At 71.3% G+C, this 16,416-nt stretch carries 11 protein-coding genes and 1 pseudogene; 7 read left to right on the forward strand and 5 right to left on the reverse strand.

What is annotated here, in order from left to right; translation table 11 throughout:
* Nucleotides 1–153: 153 nt before the first annotated feature.
* The 3 genes from ACFU53_RS39705 (at nt 154) to uppS (ending at nt 6,294) form a co-directional block, all read left to right on the forward strand.
* Nucleotides 154–1,665, forward strand: a complete 1,512-nt coding sequence (locus tag ACFU53_RS39705) for a 3' terminal RNA ribose 2'-O-methyltransferase Hen1 (RefSeq protein WP_384004202.1) — start codon at nt 154–156, stop codon at nt 1,663–1,665.
* A complete protein-coding gene (locus ACFU53_RS39710) occupies nt 1,662–4,208 on the forward strand; it encodes a polynucleotide kinase-phosphatase (protein ID WP_384004183.1) in 2,547 nt (848 codons plus the stop codon). The genes ACFU53_RS39705 and ACFU53_RS39710 overlap by 4 nt, the downstream gene beginning before the upstream one ends.
* Before the next feature lie 226 nt (nt 4,209–4,434).
* Complete coding sequence (gene uppS / locus ACFU53_RS39715; protein ID WP_384004185.1) at nt 4,435–6,294, forward strand: polyprenyl diphosphate synthase; 1,860 nt, start codon at nt 4,435–4,437, stop codon at nt 6,292–6,294.
* A gap of 79 nt (nt 6,295–6,373) precedes the next feature.
* On the opposite strand, the gene ACFU53_RS39720 is transcribed toward uppS, so the two are convergent.
* Together ACFU53_RS39720 and ACFU53_RS39725 are read right to left on the reverse strand one after the other, a co-directional pair.
* Complete coding sequence (locus tag ACFU53_RS39720) at nt 6,374–7,273, reverse strand: hypothetical protein (protein ID WP_384004187.1); 900 nt, start codon at nt 7,271–7,273, stop codon at nt 6,374–6,376.
* Nucleotides 7,270–8,418 carry an SPFH domain-containing protein gene (locus tag ACFU53_RS39725; RefSeq protein WP_384004189.1) on the reverse strand — a complete coding sequence of 383 codons (1,149 nt, stop codon included), beginning with the start codon at nt 8,416–8,418 and terminating at the stop codon, nt 7,270–7,272. The genes ACFU53_RS39720 and ACFU53_RS39725 overlap by 4 nt, the downstream gene beginning before the upstream one ends.
* Before the next feature lie 151 nt (nt 8,419–8,569).
* Between ACFU53_RS39725 and ACFU53_RS39730 the strand changes: the two genes are divergently transcribed.
* Both ACFU53_RS39730 and argF read left to right on the forward strand, forming a co-directional pair.
* Nucleotides 8,570–9,793, forward strand: coding sequence for an arginine deiminase (locus ACFU53_RS39730; protein WP_384004190.1), 1,224 nt, complete (start codon nt 8,570–8,572; stop codon nt 9,791–9,793).
* A gap of 133 nt (nt 9,794–9,926) precedes the next feature.
* Nucleotides 9,927–10,934 (forward strand): ornithine carbamoyltransferase, encoded by a 1,008-nt coding sequence (gene argF, locus ACFU53_RS39735; RefSeq protein WP_384004192.1) that lies wholly within the window; start codon nt 9,927–9,929, stop codon nt 10,932–10,934.
* 11 nt (nt 10,935–10,945) lie between these two features.
* On the opposite strand, the gene ACFU53_RS39740 is transcribed toward argF, so the two are convergent.
* Nucleotides 10,946–11,398 (reverse strand): ATP-binding protein, encoded by a 453-nt coding sequence (locus tag ACFU53_RS39740; protein WP_384004194.1) that lies wholly within the window; start codon nt 11,396–11,398, stop codon nt 10,946–10,948.
* Between the two features lie 334 nt (nt 11,399–11,732).
* Here ACFU53_RS39740 and ACFU53_RS39745 point away from each other — a divergent pair, with 334 nt between their 5' ends.
* Complete coding sequence (locus ACFU53_RS39745; RefSeq protein WP_384004196.1) at nt 11,733–12,560, forward strand: enoyl-CoA hydratase family protein; 828 nt, start codon at nt 11,733–11,735, stop codon at nt 12,558–12,560.
* Nucleotides 12,545–14,932: a bifunctional salicylyl-CoA 5-hydroxylase/oxidoreductase gene (locus ACFU53_RS39750; protein ID WP_384004198.1), complete on the forward strand. Its 2,388-nt coding sequence runs from the start codon at nt 12,545–12,547 to the stop codon at nt 14,930–14,932. Before ACFU53_RS39745 ends, ACFU53_RS39750 begins: the two co-directional genes overlap by 16 nt.
* Before the next feature lie 9 nt (nt 14,933–14,941).
* Here the strand turns inward: ACFU53_RS39750 and ACFU53_RS39755 are convergent, their stop codons facing one another.
* Nucleotides 14,942–16,177, reverse strand: a complete 1,236-nt coding sequence (locus ACFU53_RS39755) for a sulfate adenylyltransferase subunit 1 (protein ID WP_384004200.1) — start codon at nt 16,175–16,177, stop codon at nt 14,942–14,944.
* A gap of 2 nt (nt 16,178–16,179) precedes the next feature.
* Nucleotides 16,180–16,416: pseudogene (locus ACFU53_RS39760) on the reverse strand (sulfate adenylyltransferase small subunit); the annotation flags it as partial.

Here is a 16,416-nt window from a genome sequence, read left to right on the forward strand (position 1 = left end):
GCCGCGAGCAGGATCGTGGACGCGGTGGCCACGGCGGCGTACCGAAAATACCGGGGTGTCCCCAGAGCCTTCGCTGTACGTTGGGGACGCGCGCCGAAGACGACGACGCGCAGAAATCCGCAGCTCAGACACCCACCACGAGGCAACCCCACCGTGTTCCTGACGATCAGTACCACCGGTACCCCAGAGCGCCCCGCGACCGATCTCGGTTTCCTGCTGCACAAGCATCCCGACAAATCGCAGGCGTTCTCCACCTCCTACGGCAAGGCGCACGTCCTCTACCCCGAGGCGGACGTCGAGCGGTGCACGGCCGCGCTGCTGCTGGAGGTGGACGCGGTGGCGCTGGTCCGGCGCGGCAAGGGCAAGGGCCGTGGCGGGGCACCGGACGCGGCACTCGCCCAATACGTCAACGACCGCCCGTACGCGGCCTCCTCCCTGCTCGCCGTCGCGCTGAACGACGTCTTCTCCAGCGCCGTGCGCGGGCACTGCAAGGCCCGGCCCGAACTCCCGGAGCAGGTCCGCCCGCTGCGCGTCGAGATACCGGCGCTGCCCGCCCGCGGCGGCCCGGACCTCGTCGTCAAGCTCTTCGATCCACTCGGCTGGACGGTCACTGCCGAAGCGGTGGCGCTGGACACCGAGTTCCCGGAATGGGGCGCCTCCCGTTACGTACGTCTCGTCCTGGAGTCGGAGTCGCTGACCCTGGCCGAGGCACTGCGCCACCTGTACGTCCTGCTGCCGGTCCTCGACGACACCAAGCACTACTGGGTCTCGTCCGACGAGGTCGACAAGCTGCTGCGCGCGGGCGAGGGCTGGCTCCCGGCCCACCCGGAGCACCAGCTGATCACCAGCCGTTATCTCTCCCGCCGCTGGTCGCTGACCCGGCAGGCCATGGAGCGCCTGGAACTCGTACGGCTGGCCGAGGCCGACGACAGCGAGGTCGAAGCGATCGACAACGCCGTCGAGGAAGCCGCGGACGGCGAGGCCGAGGGCGGGACCGAGAGCGAGGGCGAGGGCCGGGCCGAGGAGAAGTCGACGCCGCTCGCCGTCCAGCGCCGGGACGCGATCATCGCCGCGCTCAAGGAGTCCGGCGCCGCGCGTGTCCTCGATCTCGGGTGCGGCCAGGGCCAGTTGGTGCAGGCGCTGCTCAAGGACGTCCGTTTCACCGAGATCGTCGGTACGGACGTGTCGATGCGCGCGCTCACCATCGCCTCCCGCCGTCTCAAGCTCGACCGCATGGGCGAGCGCCAGGCCTCCCGCGTCCAGCTCTTCCAGAGCTCCCTCGCCTACACCGACAAGCGGCTCAAGGGCTACGACGCCGCTGTGCTCTCCGAGGTCATCGAGCACCTCGACCTGCCCCGGTTGCCCGCCCTGGAGTACGCGGTGTTCGGCTCGGCCCGCCCGAGGACCGTCCTTGTGACCACCCCGAACGTCGAGTACAACGTCCGCTGGGAGACCCTCCCCGCCGGCCACGTCCGCCACGGGGACCACCGCTTCGAGTGGACCCGCGAGGAGTTCCGTACGTGGGCGACCACCGTGGCCGAACGCCACGGCTACGAGGTCGAGTTCGTGCCCGTCGGGCCCGACGACCCGGAGGTGGGCCCTCCCACCCAGATGGCTGTGTTCAACCAGCGCAACACCAACGAGAAGGAGGCGAAGGCGGCATGACCGAGAATCAGCTGAAGCAGGGGCGCACCCTGCCCGTCACCGACCTCTCCCTCGTGGTGCTGATCGGTGCGTCCGGCTCGGGCAAGTCCACCTTCGCCCGACGGCACTTCAAGCCCACCGAGATCATCTCGTCCGACTTCTGCCGGGGCCTCGTCTCCGACGACGAGAACGACCAGAGCGCGACGAAGGACGCCTTCGACGTCCTGCACTACATCGCCGGCAAGCGCCTCGCGGCCGGCCGCCGTACGGTCGTCGACGCGACCAGCGTGCAGCAGGAGTCCCGCAAGCAGCTGATCGAGCTGGCGCGGCAGCACGACGTGCTGCCTATCGCCGTCGTGCTCGACGTGCCGGAGGAGGTGTGCGCCGAGCGCAACGCGGCCCGCACCGACCGTGCCGACATGCCGCGCCGCGTGATCCAGCGCCACACCCGCGAACTCCGCCGCTCCCTGCGGCACTTGGAGCGCGAGGGCTTCCGCAAGGTGCACGTCCTGCGCGGTGTGGAGGACGTCGAGAACGCCACGATCGTCACCGAGAAGCGCTTCAACGACCTCACCCACCTCACCGGCCCGTTCGACATCGTCGGCGACATCCACGGCTGCGCGAGCGAACTGGACTCCCTGCTCGGCAAGTTGGGCTATGTCGACGGCGCGCACCCGGAGGGCCGCACGGCTGTCTTCGTCGGCGACCTCGTCGACCGGGGCCCGGACAGCCCGGGGGTGCTGCGCCGCGTGATGTCCATGGTCGGTTCGGGCAACGCGCTCTGTGTGCCCGGCAACCACGAGAACAAGTACGGCCGTCACCTCAAGGGCCGCAACGTCCAGCACACGCACGGCCTCGCCGAGACCATCGAGCAGATGGAGGGCGAGAGCGAGGAGTTCAAGAAGGAGGTACGGGAGTTCATCGACGGGCTCGTCAGCCACTACGTCCTCGACGGCGGCCGGCTGGTCGTCTGTCACGCCGGGCTGCCGGAGAAGTACCACGGCCGGACCTCCGGCCGGGTGCGCAGCCACGCGCTGTACGGCGACACCACCGGCGAGACCGACGAGTTCGGGCTGCCGGTGCGCTACCCGTGGGCGGAGGACTACCGGGGCCGCGCGGCCGTGGTCTACGGCCACACCCCGGTGCCCACCGCCACCTGGCTGAACAACACCATCTGCCTCGACACGGGCGCCGTCTTCGGCGGCAAACTCACCGCGCTGCGCTGGCCGGAGCGCGAGCTGGTCGAGGTCCCGGCGGAGCAGGTCTGGTACGAGCCGGCGAAGCCGCTGGCCTCCGAGGCGCCCGGCGGGCACGAGGGCCGGCCGCTGGACCTGGCGGACGTGCACGGCCGCCGGGTCGTCGAGACCCGGCACGCGGGCCGGGTGTCGGTCCGCGAGGAGAACGCGGCCGCAGCGCTTGAGGTCATGAGCCGCTTCGCGGTCGACCCGCGCCTGCTGCCGTACCTGCCGCCGACCATGGCTCCCACGGCCACCTCGCACATCGAGGGCTTCCTCGAGCACCCGGCGGAGGCGTTCGCGCAGTACAAGGAGGACGGGGTCGCGCGGGTCGTGTGCGAGGAGAAGCACATGGGGTCGCGGGCCGTCCTCCTGGTCTGCCGTGACGCCGACGCGGCCCGCGAGCGCTTCGGCGCGGACGGCCCCACCGGGTCCCTGTACACCCGTACCGGCCGCCCGTTCTTCGACGACGAGGCCCGCACCGAGCTGGTCCTCGGCCGGGTGCGCGAGGCCATGAAAGCGGCCGGGCTCTGGGCGGAGCTGGACACGGACTGGGTGCTGCTCGACGCCGAGTTGCTGCCGTGGTCGCTGAAGGCGTCCGGGCTGCTGCGCACCCAGTACGCGGCAGTCGGCGCCGCATCCGGCGCGGTGTTCCCGGGTGCGCTGGCCGCCCTGGAGGGTGCGGTGGCGCGCGGTGTCGACGTGGGTGAGCTGCTGGGCAAGCAGCGTGAGCGGGCCGCCGACGCGGCCGCGTTCACCGACGCGTACCGGCGCTACTGCTGGCCGACCGAGGGCCTGGACGGCGTCCGGCTCGCCCCCTTCCAGATCCTCGCCGTCCAGGGCCGCAGCCTCGCCGCGCTGCCGCACGACGAGCAGCTGGCCCTCATCGACCGGCTCGTCGAGTTCGACGGCAGCGGCCTGCTGCAGACCACCCGACGCCTCTTCGTCGACACCGCCGACGAGGCTTCGGTGCGGGCCGGGATCGACTGGTGGCTGGAGATGACCGGCCGCGGCGGCGAGGGCATGGTCGTCAAGCCGGTCGAGGCCGTGGTACGGAGCGAAAAGGGACGGCTGGTGCAGCCGGGCATCAAGTGCCGGGGCCGGGAGTACCTGCGGATCATCTACGGCCCGGAGTACACCCGCCCCGAGAACCTGGCCCGGCTGCGCGGCAGGTTCCTCAACCACAAGCGGTCCCTCGCCCTCCGCGAGTACGCCCTGGGTCTGGAGGCCCTGGACCGGCTCGCGGAGGGGGAGCCGCTGTGGCGGGTGCACGAGGCGGTGTTCGGGGTACTGGCCCTGGAGTCGGAGCCGGTCGACCCCCGTCTGTGATATTCCCGTCCGTGACGTACGGCCCCCGTCCGCGGCGGGTGGACCCGCGCCTGTGAGGCGACAATGCGGCTGATAATGTCGCAGCCAGGCGTGGCCGTGCACTGCGTTCGAATGGTTCCAGCGGTTCCGGCAGTGCTCGGGGGACAGTGATCGCGGCCAGTCGCAGGCGATCGCTGTCACCCGAGTCGGTCCCATCGGTCCCATTCGAAGGTATGTGGGGTTTCCCATGCGTCGCAGCACCACGCGGTCCGTAACGCGGTCCGGGCGAGAGCGATCGGCACTCGACGCCGCGTACGACGAGTGCCGCCGTCTGGTCCGCACGACCCGGCCCACCGAGTACGCCCTGATGCAGCTCATGCCCCCGCCGGTACGCCCCGCCTGCTGGGCCCTGTACGCAGCCCTCGCCTCCGCCGACGATCTGCTCGACTCCACCGAGGGCACCCCGCAGGAGCGCGCCCGGCGGCTTCAGGAGTGGCGGGCCGCGCTGGAGGCCGACCTGACGAGCGGCACCAGCGACGACCCGATCCGGCTCGCGCTGACAGACGCGGTGTGGCACTGGGGGCTCGACCTCGACGACCTGCTCGGCGCCCTGGACGCGGTCCAGCGGGACGAGGACCGCGAGGGCGTCGCGACCTGGCAGGAGTGGCGCGAGCGCGCCCACGCCCAGAACGTCAGCTGGCCCGAGCAGCTGATGCGGATGCTAGTCCGGAGCGGACTGCCCGTACCCGTGCGGCTTCGCGACCTCCCGGGCTTCACCCGCTTCGTGGACGGGCTGTTCCTCACCGACATGCTCCGCGACCTCCCCGAGGACCTCGACGGCGGACACGTGTGGTTCCCCGCCGAGATCCTCGACCGCTTCCATGTCACCCCGGCCGAACTGATCTCCCGCGAGTGGACCCCCGCCGTCCGGCAACTGGTGGCCCACCTCACGGGCCAGGCCCGGGAATGGCTGGAGAATTCCCGCCGGGCGCTGCGGAACACGCTGCCGCTGGGCCCCGGCATCGTGCTCGACAGCGCCGTCGAACTGTTCGGCGCGGAGCTGGACGCGATCGTCCGGGCCGGATCCGCCGTTCTGCACCGCCCGGTACGCGTCCCCCGGCACACGGAGTGGCGGATCCTCGGCCCGGCCCGGGCGCGGGCCGCGGTGGTGTGGCGGCTGACGCTGCCGCCCGGCAGGGCGGACACCCCGGCGAGGACGGCGTCCGCGGCCCGCGCGGGCGCGACTTCACCCGACGACGACCGGGCCGACGCCACGGCATCCGCTCTGCACACCGACTCCGAGCGCCACACCACGCGGATCGCCGAGCCGCCGCTGCCGCCGCGCCCGCACCGCGACGGCGCCCGCCCGCCGGCCGTAGCCGCGGCCCATCTCCCGCAGCACGTGGCGATCGTCATGGACGGCAACGGCCGCTGGGCAACCGGGCTCGGGCTGCCCCGCGACGAGGGCCATCGCGCCGGAGCGGTCGCCCTCCGGGATGTCGTCCAGGGCGCCCTGGAGATCGGCCTCGCCCATCTGACCGTCTACGCCTTCTCCACCGAGAACTGGAAGCGCTCGCCCGACGAGGTCTCCAAACTCTTCGCGATCATGCGCGCCGAACTCCTCGACGGCGAACTCCTCGACCACGACGTACGCCTGCGCTGGGTGGGTTCCCCCGACGGCCTCCCGGAAGACGTGGTGGAAGTCCTTCGCGCCCAGGAGCACGCCACCCGCAACCGCACCGGCCTCACCTTCAACGTCTGCGTCAACTACGGCGGCCGCGCCGAACTCGCCCAGGCGGGCGCGGCGTTGGCCCGTGCCGCGCTGGCCGGCGAGGTCGACCCCGCCCGGGTCTCCGAGCGGCTCTTCGCCGCCCATCTGCCCCACCACGCCATGCCCGACGTCGACCTCCTGTGGCGCACCAGCGGCGAGATCCGCACCTCCAACTTCCTCCCCTGGCACGCCCACTACGCCGAACTCCACTTCACCGACCAACCCTGGCCCGAAGTGGACCGCCGCGACCTCTGGTCCGCCATCACCGCCTACACCCACCGCAAGCGCCGCAAGGGGGCTGCCTCGGTGCCGCCGCCTGCCGACGGCGCGCAGTGATCGAACCGCCCCAGCCTCAGTGATCGAACCGCCCCAGCCTCGTCAGCGCACCCTGGCCTGCGGGGGGCGAATTCACGCGTCAGCCCACCAACCGCAACCGAACCCCCGCCACCCCCACCCGCACCGTCTGCCCCCACGTCAACTCCAGCGCATCCCCCTCCATCCCGTCCCCGAAGACGATGAGCCGGTCCGACTCGACGGTGAGGCGGAGCCGGGCGGTCGCCGCCAACTGCCCCGCCACCAGTGACGTGCCGGTGGCCGGGGAGGGCCAGGCCTCCCGTACGAACCACAGCAGCCGGGCCTCGCTCGCCCCGGGCAACGCCAGCTCACTCGCCCGTTCCTGCCACACGGACCGGATCCACCCGCTCGCCCCGGTCCCGGTCCCGACGAGCACCCCGGACGAGGCCTGAGGCTCGACGGCACCCCTGTCGCCGTCGAGCCCCAGGCGGTACCGGGCGGTCTGGTGCCCCGCCGCGCCGAGGTAGATCTCGTTGAGCGCCACCAGCCGCTGCGTGTCGTCGGAGACGGCCTCGACCATGGTCAACTCATCCGACTGCATGCCGTGTTGCAGCGAGGCGGTCAGCAACTTCCCCGCCTGCTCGGGGCGGTGACGCACCAGCACCCCCGGATTGCGCCGGGGATCGGGGTTGATCCCCACCACCGGCTGCCCCGCGAGGTACTTCGCGACATTGGCCACCAGCCCGTCCTGCCCGACCACGACCACCACGTCCTCGGGAGCGAACAGGAACCGGTCCAAGTCGCTCCGCTCGACCCGCGCCTGACGCCAGGTCAGCGGCATCGAGGACGTGACCTCGGCCAGCGCCCGGCGCTCCCGCCGGTGCCGCTCGGCCACGTCCTCGATGTCCCGCCCCCGGGACCGCAGGAAGAAGGCGGCCTGCCCGTGCGTACCGTGCCGGGCCACCAACTCCTCGTATTCGGTGGTGCGATGGACCAGCACCACCCGCGGCGCGAGACTCACGCCGCGTCCCCTCCGGTGCCCGACACGCCCAGCCTGGAGAGCAGCCCGGTCAGCACGTCCGGCGACACCGTCACGCTCTCGATCCGCGGCAGGTTCTCCGCGAGCCGTGTCCCGGTCAGCGCGTGCAGCGTCGCCGCGTCCACCTCGGCGTGCACCCGCAGCCACGCCGCCTGCGCCTCGGCCCGGGCCTCACCGACGGCCCGCGCGGCCCGGGCCTCCGCCTCGGCCAGCTTGACCTGCCGTGCCGCTTCCGCGTCGGCCAGTTTCACGCTTCGCGTCGCCTCCGCGTCGGCCAGTCGCACGCTCCGCGCCGCCTCCGCGTCCGCGAGCTGCACGGTCCGCTCGGCCTCCGCCTCGGTCAGCCGTACCGTCCGGGCCGCCTCCGCACCCGCCTTCACCGCGTCCGCCGCGGCCTTCTCCTCCGCCTCCCGCCGTGCGTTCGTCCCCCGCTGCTCGACCAACTGCTCCTCGCGCCGGGCGAGTTCGATCTGGCTGGCCAGCTCGTTCTCGGCGATGGCCAGCTCCCGCTCGACGGCCACGGCACGGCGCTCGTACGTCGCCCGGTCCGCCTCCTGCTGGATCTGCTCCCGGGCCGGCGTGCGCAACGCCCGCTCCACCTCGGGCTCGGGCCGCAGCGCCACCACGCGTACGGCCACGATCTCGATCCCGGTGGCCGGCAGCCGGGGCTCGGCCGCCAGCCCGCTCGACACCCGCTCCCGGACCGCCGCGACCCCGTCGACCAGGGCCGACGCCAGTGTCGTACGGGCCAGGACGTCCAGCGCGTGCTGCTGGGCCGTCTCCGTCAGCAGAGTCGACAGCTGCTCCAGGGGAGCGCCGCGCCAGACCCCCGTGTCGGGGTCGACGGAGAAGTCGAGCCGGGCGGCGGCGATCGCCGGGTCGCTCACCCGGTACGTCACCGTCGCCTGCACCGCCACGTCCTGGAAGTCGGACGTACGGGCATGAAAGGTCATCGCCAACTCCCGGTCGTCCACCGGGACTTCGGAGAGCGCGGCGCTCAGCGACCGGTACCAGAAGCTCAGCCCCGGGCCGTCGTGCACGAGTCGCCCGGAGCGGTGGTGGCGGATGTGCGCGGTGGGCGCACCGCGCAGATGCCGCCAGCCGAGCCGCCTGGTGATGTCGGCCATGGATGATCCCCTCGAGACGACTGATCGACACCGATTAGTGTCACTTAGACGATAATGGGGTGGCCAACTTATCGTCAAGGGGACGAGATGGAAGGGTTCCGATTGGGCCGACCGGCGGGTGAACACGCGCCCGAATGGTCAGGATGAGGACATGGGATTCCATGTCGACTCCGAGGCCGGGCGCCTGCGCCGCGTCATCCTGCACCGCCCGGATCTTGAGCTCAAAAGGCTCACCCCCAGCAACAAGGACGCGCTGCTCTTCGACGACGTGCTGTGGGTGCGCCGGGCGCGCGCCGAGCACGACGGATTCGCCGACGTGCTGCGTGACCGAGGCGTCGCCGTCCACCTCTTCGGCGACCTCCTCACCGACGTCATGCGGATCCCGAGGGCCCGGGAGCTGGTACTCGACCGGGTCTTCGACGAGAAGGAGTACGGTCCGCTCGCCACGGACCACCTCAGGGCCGCCTTCGAGTCGCTGCCCCTGGTCGAACTGGTCGAGGCCCTGATCGGCGGCATGACCAAGCGCGAGTTCCTCGACGCGCACATGGAGCCGGCTTCCGTCCGCTTCCACGTCATGGAGCTGGACGAATTCCTCCTCGACCCTCTCCCCAACCACCTCTTCACCCGCGACACCTCCGCCTGGATCTACGACGGCGTCTCCATCAACGCCATGCGCTGGCCCGCCCGCCAGCGCGAGACCGTCCACTTCGAGGCGATCTACCGCCACCATCCCCTCTTCCGTGACGAGACGTTCCACATCTGGTCGGAGGGCCAGGCCGACTACCCGTCCACCATCGAGGGCGGCGACGTCCTCGTCATCGGCAACGGCGCCGTCCTCATCGGCATGAGCGAGCGCACCACCCCCCAGGCCGTCGAGATGCTCGCCCACAAGCTCTTCGCCGCCGGCTCCGCGCGGACCATCGTGGCCCTCGACATGCCGAAGCGCCGGGCCTTCATGCATCTCGACACCGTCATGACCATGGTCGACGGCGACACCTTCACCCAGTACGCCGGACTCGGCATGCTCCGCTCGTACACCATCGAACCCGGCGTCGGTGAGAAGGAACTCAAGGTCACCGACCATCCGCCGGAGCACATGCACCGCGCGATCGCCGCCGCGCTCGGCCTCGACTCGATCCGGGTGCTGACCGCCACGCAGGACGTCCACGCCGCCGAACGCGAGCAGTGGGACGACGGCTGCAACGTCCTCGCCGTCGAGCCCGGCGTCGTCGTCGCCTACGAACGCAACGCCACCACCAACACGCATCTGCGCAAGCAGGGCATCGAGGTGATCGAGATTCCGGGGAGCGAGCTGGGCCGGGGGAGGGGCGGGCCGCGCTGCATGAGCTGCCCGGTGGAGAGATCCGCCGTATAGAAGTGCGCGTAGGGAAGCGCGCCGTATGGATCTGCGTCACACGGACATGCGTCGCCGTATAGAAATGTGGAACATCGTATAGACTTCCAGCTTCCTCATGCTGTCCCTGCCCCGTCGACCCAGGAGCGCCCCCATGGCGACCGTTCCCCACGCCCTCGCCGGGCGCCACTTCCTCAAGGAGCTGGATTTCACCGCGGAGGAGTTCCGCGGGCTGATCGGGCTGGCCGTGGAGCTGAAGGCGGCCAAGAAGGCCGGGACGGAGACCCGGTACCTGCGGGGCAGGAACATCGCGCTCATCTTCGAGAAGACCTCGACACGCACACGCTGCGCGTTCGAGGTCGCCGCGGCCGACCAGGGCGCCCGGACGACGTACCTCGACCCGTCCGGGTCGCAGATGGGCCACAAGGAGTCCGTACGGGACACCGCGCGGGTGCTCGGCCGGATGTTCGACGCGATCGAGTACCGCGGCGACAGCCAGGCGAACGTGGAGGAGTTGGCCGCGTACGCCGGGGTGCCGGTCTACAACGGCCTCACCGACGACTGGCACCCCACCCAGATGCTGGCCGACGTGATGACCATGACCGAGCACAGCGACAAGTCGCTCGACGAAATGGCCTTCGCGTACCTCGGTGATGCCCGCTTCAACATGGGCAACTCGTACCTGGTCACCGGGGCCCTGCTCGGTATGGACGTACGTATCGTCGCCCCGCAGGCCTACTGGCCGGCCGAGGAGATCGTCACCCACGCGCGCAAGCTCGCGGAGATCAGCGGGGCGCGGATCACCCTCACCGAGCACGTCCACGAGGGCGTGGAGGGTGCCGATTTCGTGGCGACCGATGTCTGGGTCTCGATGGGGGAGCCCAAGGAGGTCTGGGACGAGCGCATAGGAGCGCTCTCCCCGTACGCCGTGACCATGGACGTTCTGCGCGCCACCGGCAACGCGGACGTCAAGTTCCTGCACTGCCTGCCGGCCTTCCACGACCTCGGCACGAAGGTGGGGCGCGAGATCCACGAGCTGCACGGGCTGGACTCGCTGGAGGTCACGGACGAGGTGTTCGAGTCGTCGCACTCCGTCGTCTTCGACGAGGCGGAGAACCGGCTGCACACGATCAAGGCGGTTCTGGTGGCGACGCTGGCCTGACCCGGCGGAGCTTATGCGGGGCGGCGCTGAGTCGGTACCGTCGGCAGGCGGAACCACACCGCCTTGCCGGAGTCCGTGGGGCGGTGGCCGCAGGCGGAGCTGAGGGCGCGGATGAGGAGGAGGCCGCGGCCGTGCTCCTGCCAGGGGTCCGGGTCGATGTGACCCGGGGTGGTCAGGTCGCCCGGGGGCGCCGGGTCCGGGTCGTGGACCTCCACCTTGCAGCCGGTCGGCACCAGCTCCACGACCAGCTCTATGGGCCCGTCCCCGGCCGCGTGCTCGATCGCGTTCGCGACCAGTTCCGCCGTGAGCAGCTCCGCCGTGTCGCAGTCCGCCCCGTGCTCCAGCTCGGTCAGCGCCGTACGCACCAACGCGCGGGCCACGGGCACGGCCGCGGCGGTGTGCGGCAGCGCGATGCGCCAGGAGGCGGGGGCGGAGGGTTCTTGCAAGGTGGCGGATCCGTTCATGGAGCAGGTCATGGCTCGTCCTGCTTTCAACGTGACGAATGGTACGGCGCGGACCGGCAGAGCCGCTCGGCGGGCGTCGTGGGGGACCTTCGGCCCCGTTGCCAGCCGGTCTACCCAGAGCAACGCCCCGCCGCGCCCGACCGAGCCCGTCGTTACCGGCTTGTCGAACGTCCGTGACCGAGTGACGGAGGCCCGGCCGGGTCGCGCGGCGGGGCGGCGGGAACCGTCGTTCGGCCTATCGCGCACTCATGACGACAGTCAGATATCGGTGATAGCTTCGTGGGGTAGGGAAGTAGCCGCAGCGTCGCGGTAGCCCCCGAGGAGGCCGCCCGTCATGAGTCCCTTCACCGGCTCCGCCGCCCGCACCTCCGACTGGCGGCATCTACGGTGCGAGATCACCGACGGTGTCGCCACCGTCACCCTCGCCCGCCCCGAGAAGCTCAACGCGCTCACCTTCGGCGCCTACGCCGACCTTCGCGACCTGCTCGCCGAACTCGCCCGGGAGAAGTCCGTACGGGCCCTGGTGCTGGCCGGCGACGGCCGCGGCTTCTGCTCCGGCGGCGACGTCGACGAGATCATCGGCGCGACCCTCGCCATGGACACCGCCCAGCTGCTCGACTTCAACCGGATGACCGGGCAGGTCGTACGGGCCGTACGCGAGTGCCCCTTCCCGGTGGTCGCCGCCGTGCACGGCGTGGCCGCGGGCGCCGGCGCGGTCCTCGCCCTGGCCGCCGACTTCCGCGTGGCGGACCCCACCGCCCGCTTCTCCTTCCTCTTCACCCGCGTGGGCCTCTCCGGCGGAGACATGGGCGCCGCCTACCTGCTGCCCCGCGTCGTCGGCCTCGGCCACGCCACCCGCCTCCTCATGCTCGGCGACCCCGTCCGCGCCCCCGAGGCCGAACGCATCGGCCTGATCAGCCAGCTCACCGACGAGGGCAGCGCCGACGAGGCCGCACAGGTTCTGGCCCGCCGCCTGGCCGAGGGCCCGGCGTTGGCGTACGCCCAGACGAAGGCCCTGCTGACGGCGGAGCTGGACATGCCCCTGTCAGCAGCCGTGGAACTGGACGCCGCCACCCAGGCTCTGCTGATGAACGGCGAGGACTACGCGGAGTTCCACGCGGCGTTCACGGGCAAGCGACCTCCCAAATGGAGGGGACGGTGACTGCGCCCACCCAAGGGGCGCGGGGCAGGGTCGATATGCGGCTCCGCCGCGGGGCGCGACCGGCCACAACGAACCCGCAGCCGCCGAAGCAGACCAGCCGCCCCCACCGAACAGCCGTCATCGGCGGCGGCCCAGGCGGCCTCTATGCCGCCGCCCTCCTCAAACGCCTCGACCCCACCCGCGAGATAACCGTCTGGGAACGCAACGCCCCCGACGACACCTTCGGCTTCGGAGTAGTCCTCTCCGACGAAACGCTGGGCGGCATAGAACACGCCGACCCCCTGGTCTACGAGTCCCTGCAGCAACACTTCATCCGCTGGGACGACATCGACATCGTCCACCGGAACACCCGCCACACCGCCGGAGGCCACGGCTTCGCCGCCCTCGGCCGCCGCCACCTCCTCCAGATCCTGCACGACCGCTGCCGCGCACTCGGCGTCGAACTCCGCTTCGGCACGGAGGCCCCGTACCCCGCCTGGCTCTGCGAGACGTACGACCTGGTCATAGCGGCGGACGGCGTGCACAGCGCGACGCGCGAGGCATACGCGGAGGTGTTCCGGCCGACCATCGAGACGCACCGCTGCCGCTACATCTGGCTCGCCGCCGACTTCGCCTTCGAATCGTTCCGTTTCGAGACAGCCGAGACCGAGCACGGCGTGATGCAGCTGCACGGCTACCCGTACGCGCCGGACGCGTCCACCGTCATCGTGGAGATGCGCGAGGAGGTGTGGCGGGCCGCAGGGCTGGACCGGGCGGACGAGCGGGAGTCGGTCGAACGGTGCGCGAAACTCTTCGCGGACGCGCTCGGCGGTCGGCCCCTGCGCTCCAACAACTCCACCTGGACGACGTTCCGTACGGTCGTCAACGAGCGCTGGTCGCACGGCAATCTGGTGCTGCTCGGCGATGCCGCGCACACCGCGCATTTCTCCATCGGCTCCGGTACGAAGCTGGCTGTCGAGGACGCGCTGGCGCTGGCCGCCTGTCTGGAGGAACAGCCCGATCAGGCAAGGGCGTTGCGAGCGTACGAGGAGGAGCGGCGCCCGGTCGTGGCCTCGACCCAGCGTGCGGCGCGGGCCAGTCTGGAGTGGTTCGAGAACATCGGGCTCCATCTCGCCCAGCCCTCCCGGCAGTTCGCCTTCAACCTCCTCACCCGCAGCCGCCGCGTCACCCATGACAACCTCCGTCTCCGTGACGCGCACTTCACCGAAGCCGTGGAGCGGGAGTTCGGCTGCCCGCCCGGAACGCCCCCGATGTTCACCCCGTTCCGGCTGCGCGGCCTGACCCTGCGCAACCGCGTCGTCGTGTCCCCGATGGACATGTACTCGGCGACCGACGGCGTCCCCGGCGACTTCCACCTCGTCCATCTGGGCGCCCGCGCCCTCGGCGGCGCCGGGCTCGTGATGACCGAGATGGTGTGCGTGAGCCCCGAGGGGCGGATCACCCCGGGCTGTGCCGGGCTCTGGAACTCCCGGCAGTCCGACGCCTGGCGCCGCACGGTGACGTTCGTGCACGAACAGGCACCGGGTACGGCCATCGGCGTCCAGCTGGGCCACTCCGGCCGCAAGGGCTCGACCAAGCCGATGTGGGAAGGCGTCGACGCCCCCCTGGACGCGGGCAACTGGCCGCTGACGGCCGCGTCCCCGATCCCGTACAAGCCCGGCAGCCAGACTCCGCGTGAACTCTCCCGTGCCCAACTGACCGATATCCGCGAGCAGTTCACCGCCGCTGCGTGCCGAGCGGCCCGCAGCGGCTTCGACCTGCTGGAACTGCACTGCGCCCACGGCTACTTGCTCTCCGGCTTCCTGTCCCCGCTGACGAACCTCCGCACCGACAAATACGGCGGCTCCCTCGACCACCGGCTGCGCTTCCCTCTCGAAGTCTTCGACGCCGTACGGTCGGTGTGGCCGGAGGAGCGGCCCATGACCGTCCGGATCTCGGCGACGGACTGGGCCGACGGGGGCACCACGGCTGAGGACGCCGTCGGGATCGCCCGCGCTTTCGCCGCGCACGGCGCCGACGCGATCGACGTCTCGACCGGGCAGGTCGTCGCCGACGAACACCCCGAGTACGGGCGCTCGTACCAGACGCCGTACGCGGACCGCATCCGGCACGAGGTGGGAATGCCGGTGATCGCCGTCGGCGCCATCTCCTCCTGGGACGACGTCAACTCCCTGATCCTGGCGGGCCGCACGGACCTCTGCGCCCTGGGCCGCCCCCACCTGTACGACCCGCACTGGACGCTCCACGCGGCGGCCGAACAGGGCTACACCGGCCCGGCCGTCACCTGGCCCGCCCCTTACCGAGCCGGCAACCGCCGCCCCAACACGGGCCGCACGGACGCCCCCAAACCCCGGTTGGCGCTGGGAAGTTGAGGGCGCCCGTTACGCCAGCTCGACCATCCCCGCCGTCAGCGTCGCCCCGTCAGCCGGGTCGACCAGGATGAACGCCCCCGTCCGCCGTACGTCCGCGTAGTCGTCCAGCGCCAGCGGTTCCGCCGTGCGCAGTACGATCCGGCCGAGGTCGTTCGTGGTCAGCTCGGGGTATCCGCCGAGTTCCTTGACGATCGCCTTGACGGTCCGAGTGGTGTGCCGGAGCAGCACGCGGTCACCCAGGCGCAGCGGCCGCTCCGCGAGATGGCAGACGGCGGCCCGGACGTCCTGCGTCAGCGTCGGCGCGTCCGCGCCGCCCGCCGTGATCATGTCCCCACGGGAGATGTCCCGCTGGTCCGCCAGCCGCACGCTGATCGACTGCGGCGCGTACGCGATCTCCGCCGCCTCGCCCAGGACATCGATCCCCGTGATCTCGGAGGTCTCGCCCGACGGGTGGACGCTCACCCGGTCACCCACCCGCAGCGCCCCCGACACCAGCTGCCCTGCGTAGTGGCGGACTTCGTCGTGCCGGATCACATACTGCACGGGGAAGCGCGCCGGAGCGTCCCCGGCCTCCGTGCCCACCGGCACGGTCTCCAGGAACTCCAGGAGCGCCGGGCCGCCGTACCAGTCCATGTGGCCGGACCGGTCGACGACGTTGTCACCGACCAGCGCCGAGACCGGGATCGAGGTGAAGCCGGGCAGTCCCAGTGCGTCGGCGTGGCGCGTGAAGTCCTCGACGATCCGGCGGAACTCCTTCTCCTCGTACCCGACGAGGTCCATCTTGTTGACGGCCAGCACCACGTGCCGCACCCGCAACAGGGCAGCCACGGCCGCATGCCGCAGCGTCTGCTCGACGACGCCGTTGCGCGCGTCGACGAGGACGATCGTCAGCTCGGCGGTGGACGCGCCGGTCACCATGTTGCGGGTGTACTGCACATGGCCGGGGGTGTCGGCGAGGATGAACCGGCGGCGCGGGGTCGCGAAGTAGCGGTACGCCACGTCGATCGTGATGCCCTGCTCCCGCTCGGCCCGCAGACCGTCCGTCAGCAGCGCGAGGTCGGGGGTCTGCTGGCCACGGCCGGCGGAGGCTCGCTCCACCGCCTCCAACTGGTCCGTCAGAACCGACTTGGAGTCGTGCAGCAGCCGCCCGACCAGCGTGGACTTGCCGTCGTCGACCGACCCGGCCGTCGCGAAGCGCAGAGTGTCGATGGTGGCCGAGGGTTTCTCGGTCGGAGTCGTGCTCATGCTTAGAAGTACCCCTCGCGCTTCCGGTCCTCCATCGCGGCCTCGGACATCTTGTCGTCCGCGCGCGTCGCGCCCCGCTCGGTCAGCCGGGAGGCCGCGATCTCGGTGATGACCTGCTCCAACGTCACCGCGTCCGAGTCCACCGCGCCCGTGCAGGACATGTCACCCACGGTCCGGTACCGCACCTGCCGCTTCTCGACGGTCTCGCCGTCCTTGGGGCCGCCCCACTCGCCGGCGGT

Source organism: Streptomyces sp. NPDC057474 (assembly GCF_042802555.1).
Classification (GTDB): Bacteria; Actinomycetota; Actinomycetes; order Streptomycetales; family Streptomycetaceae; genus Streptomyces.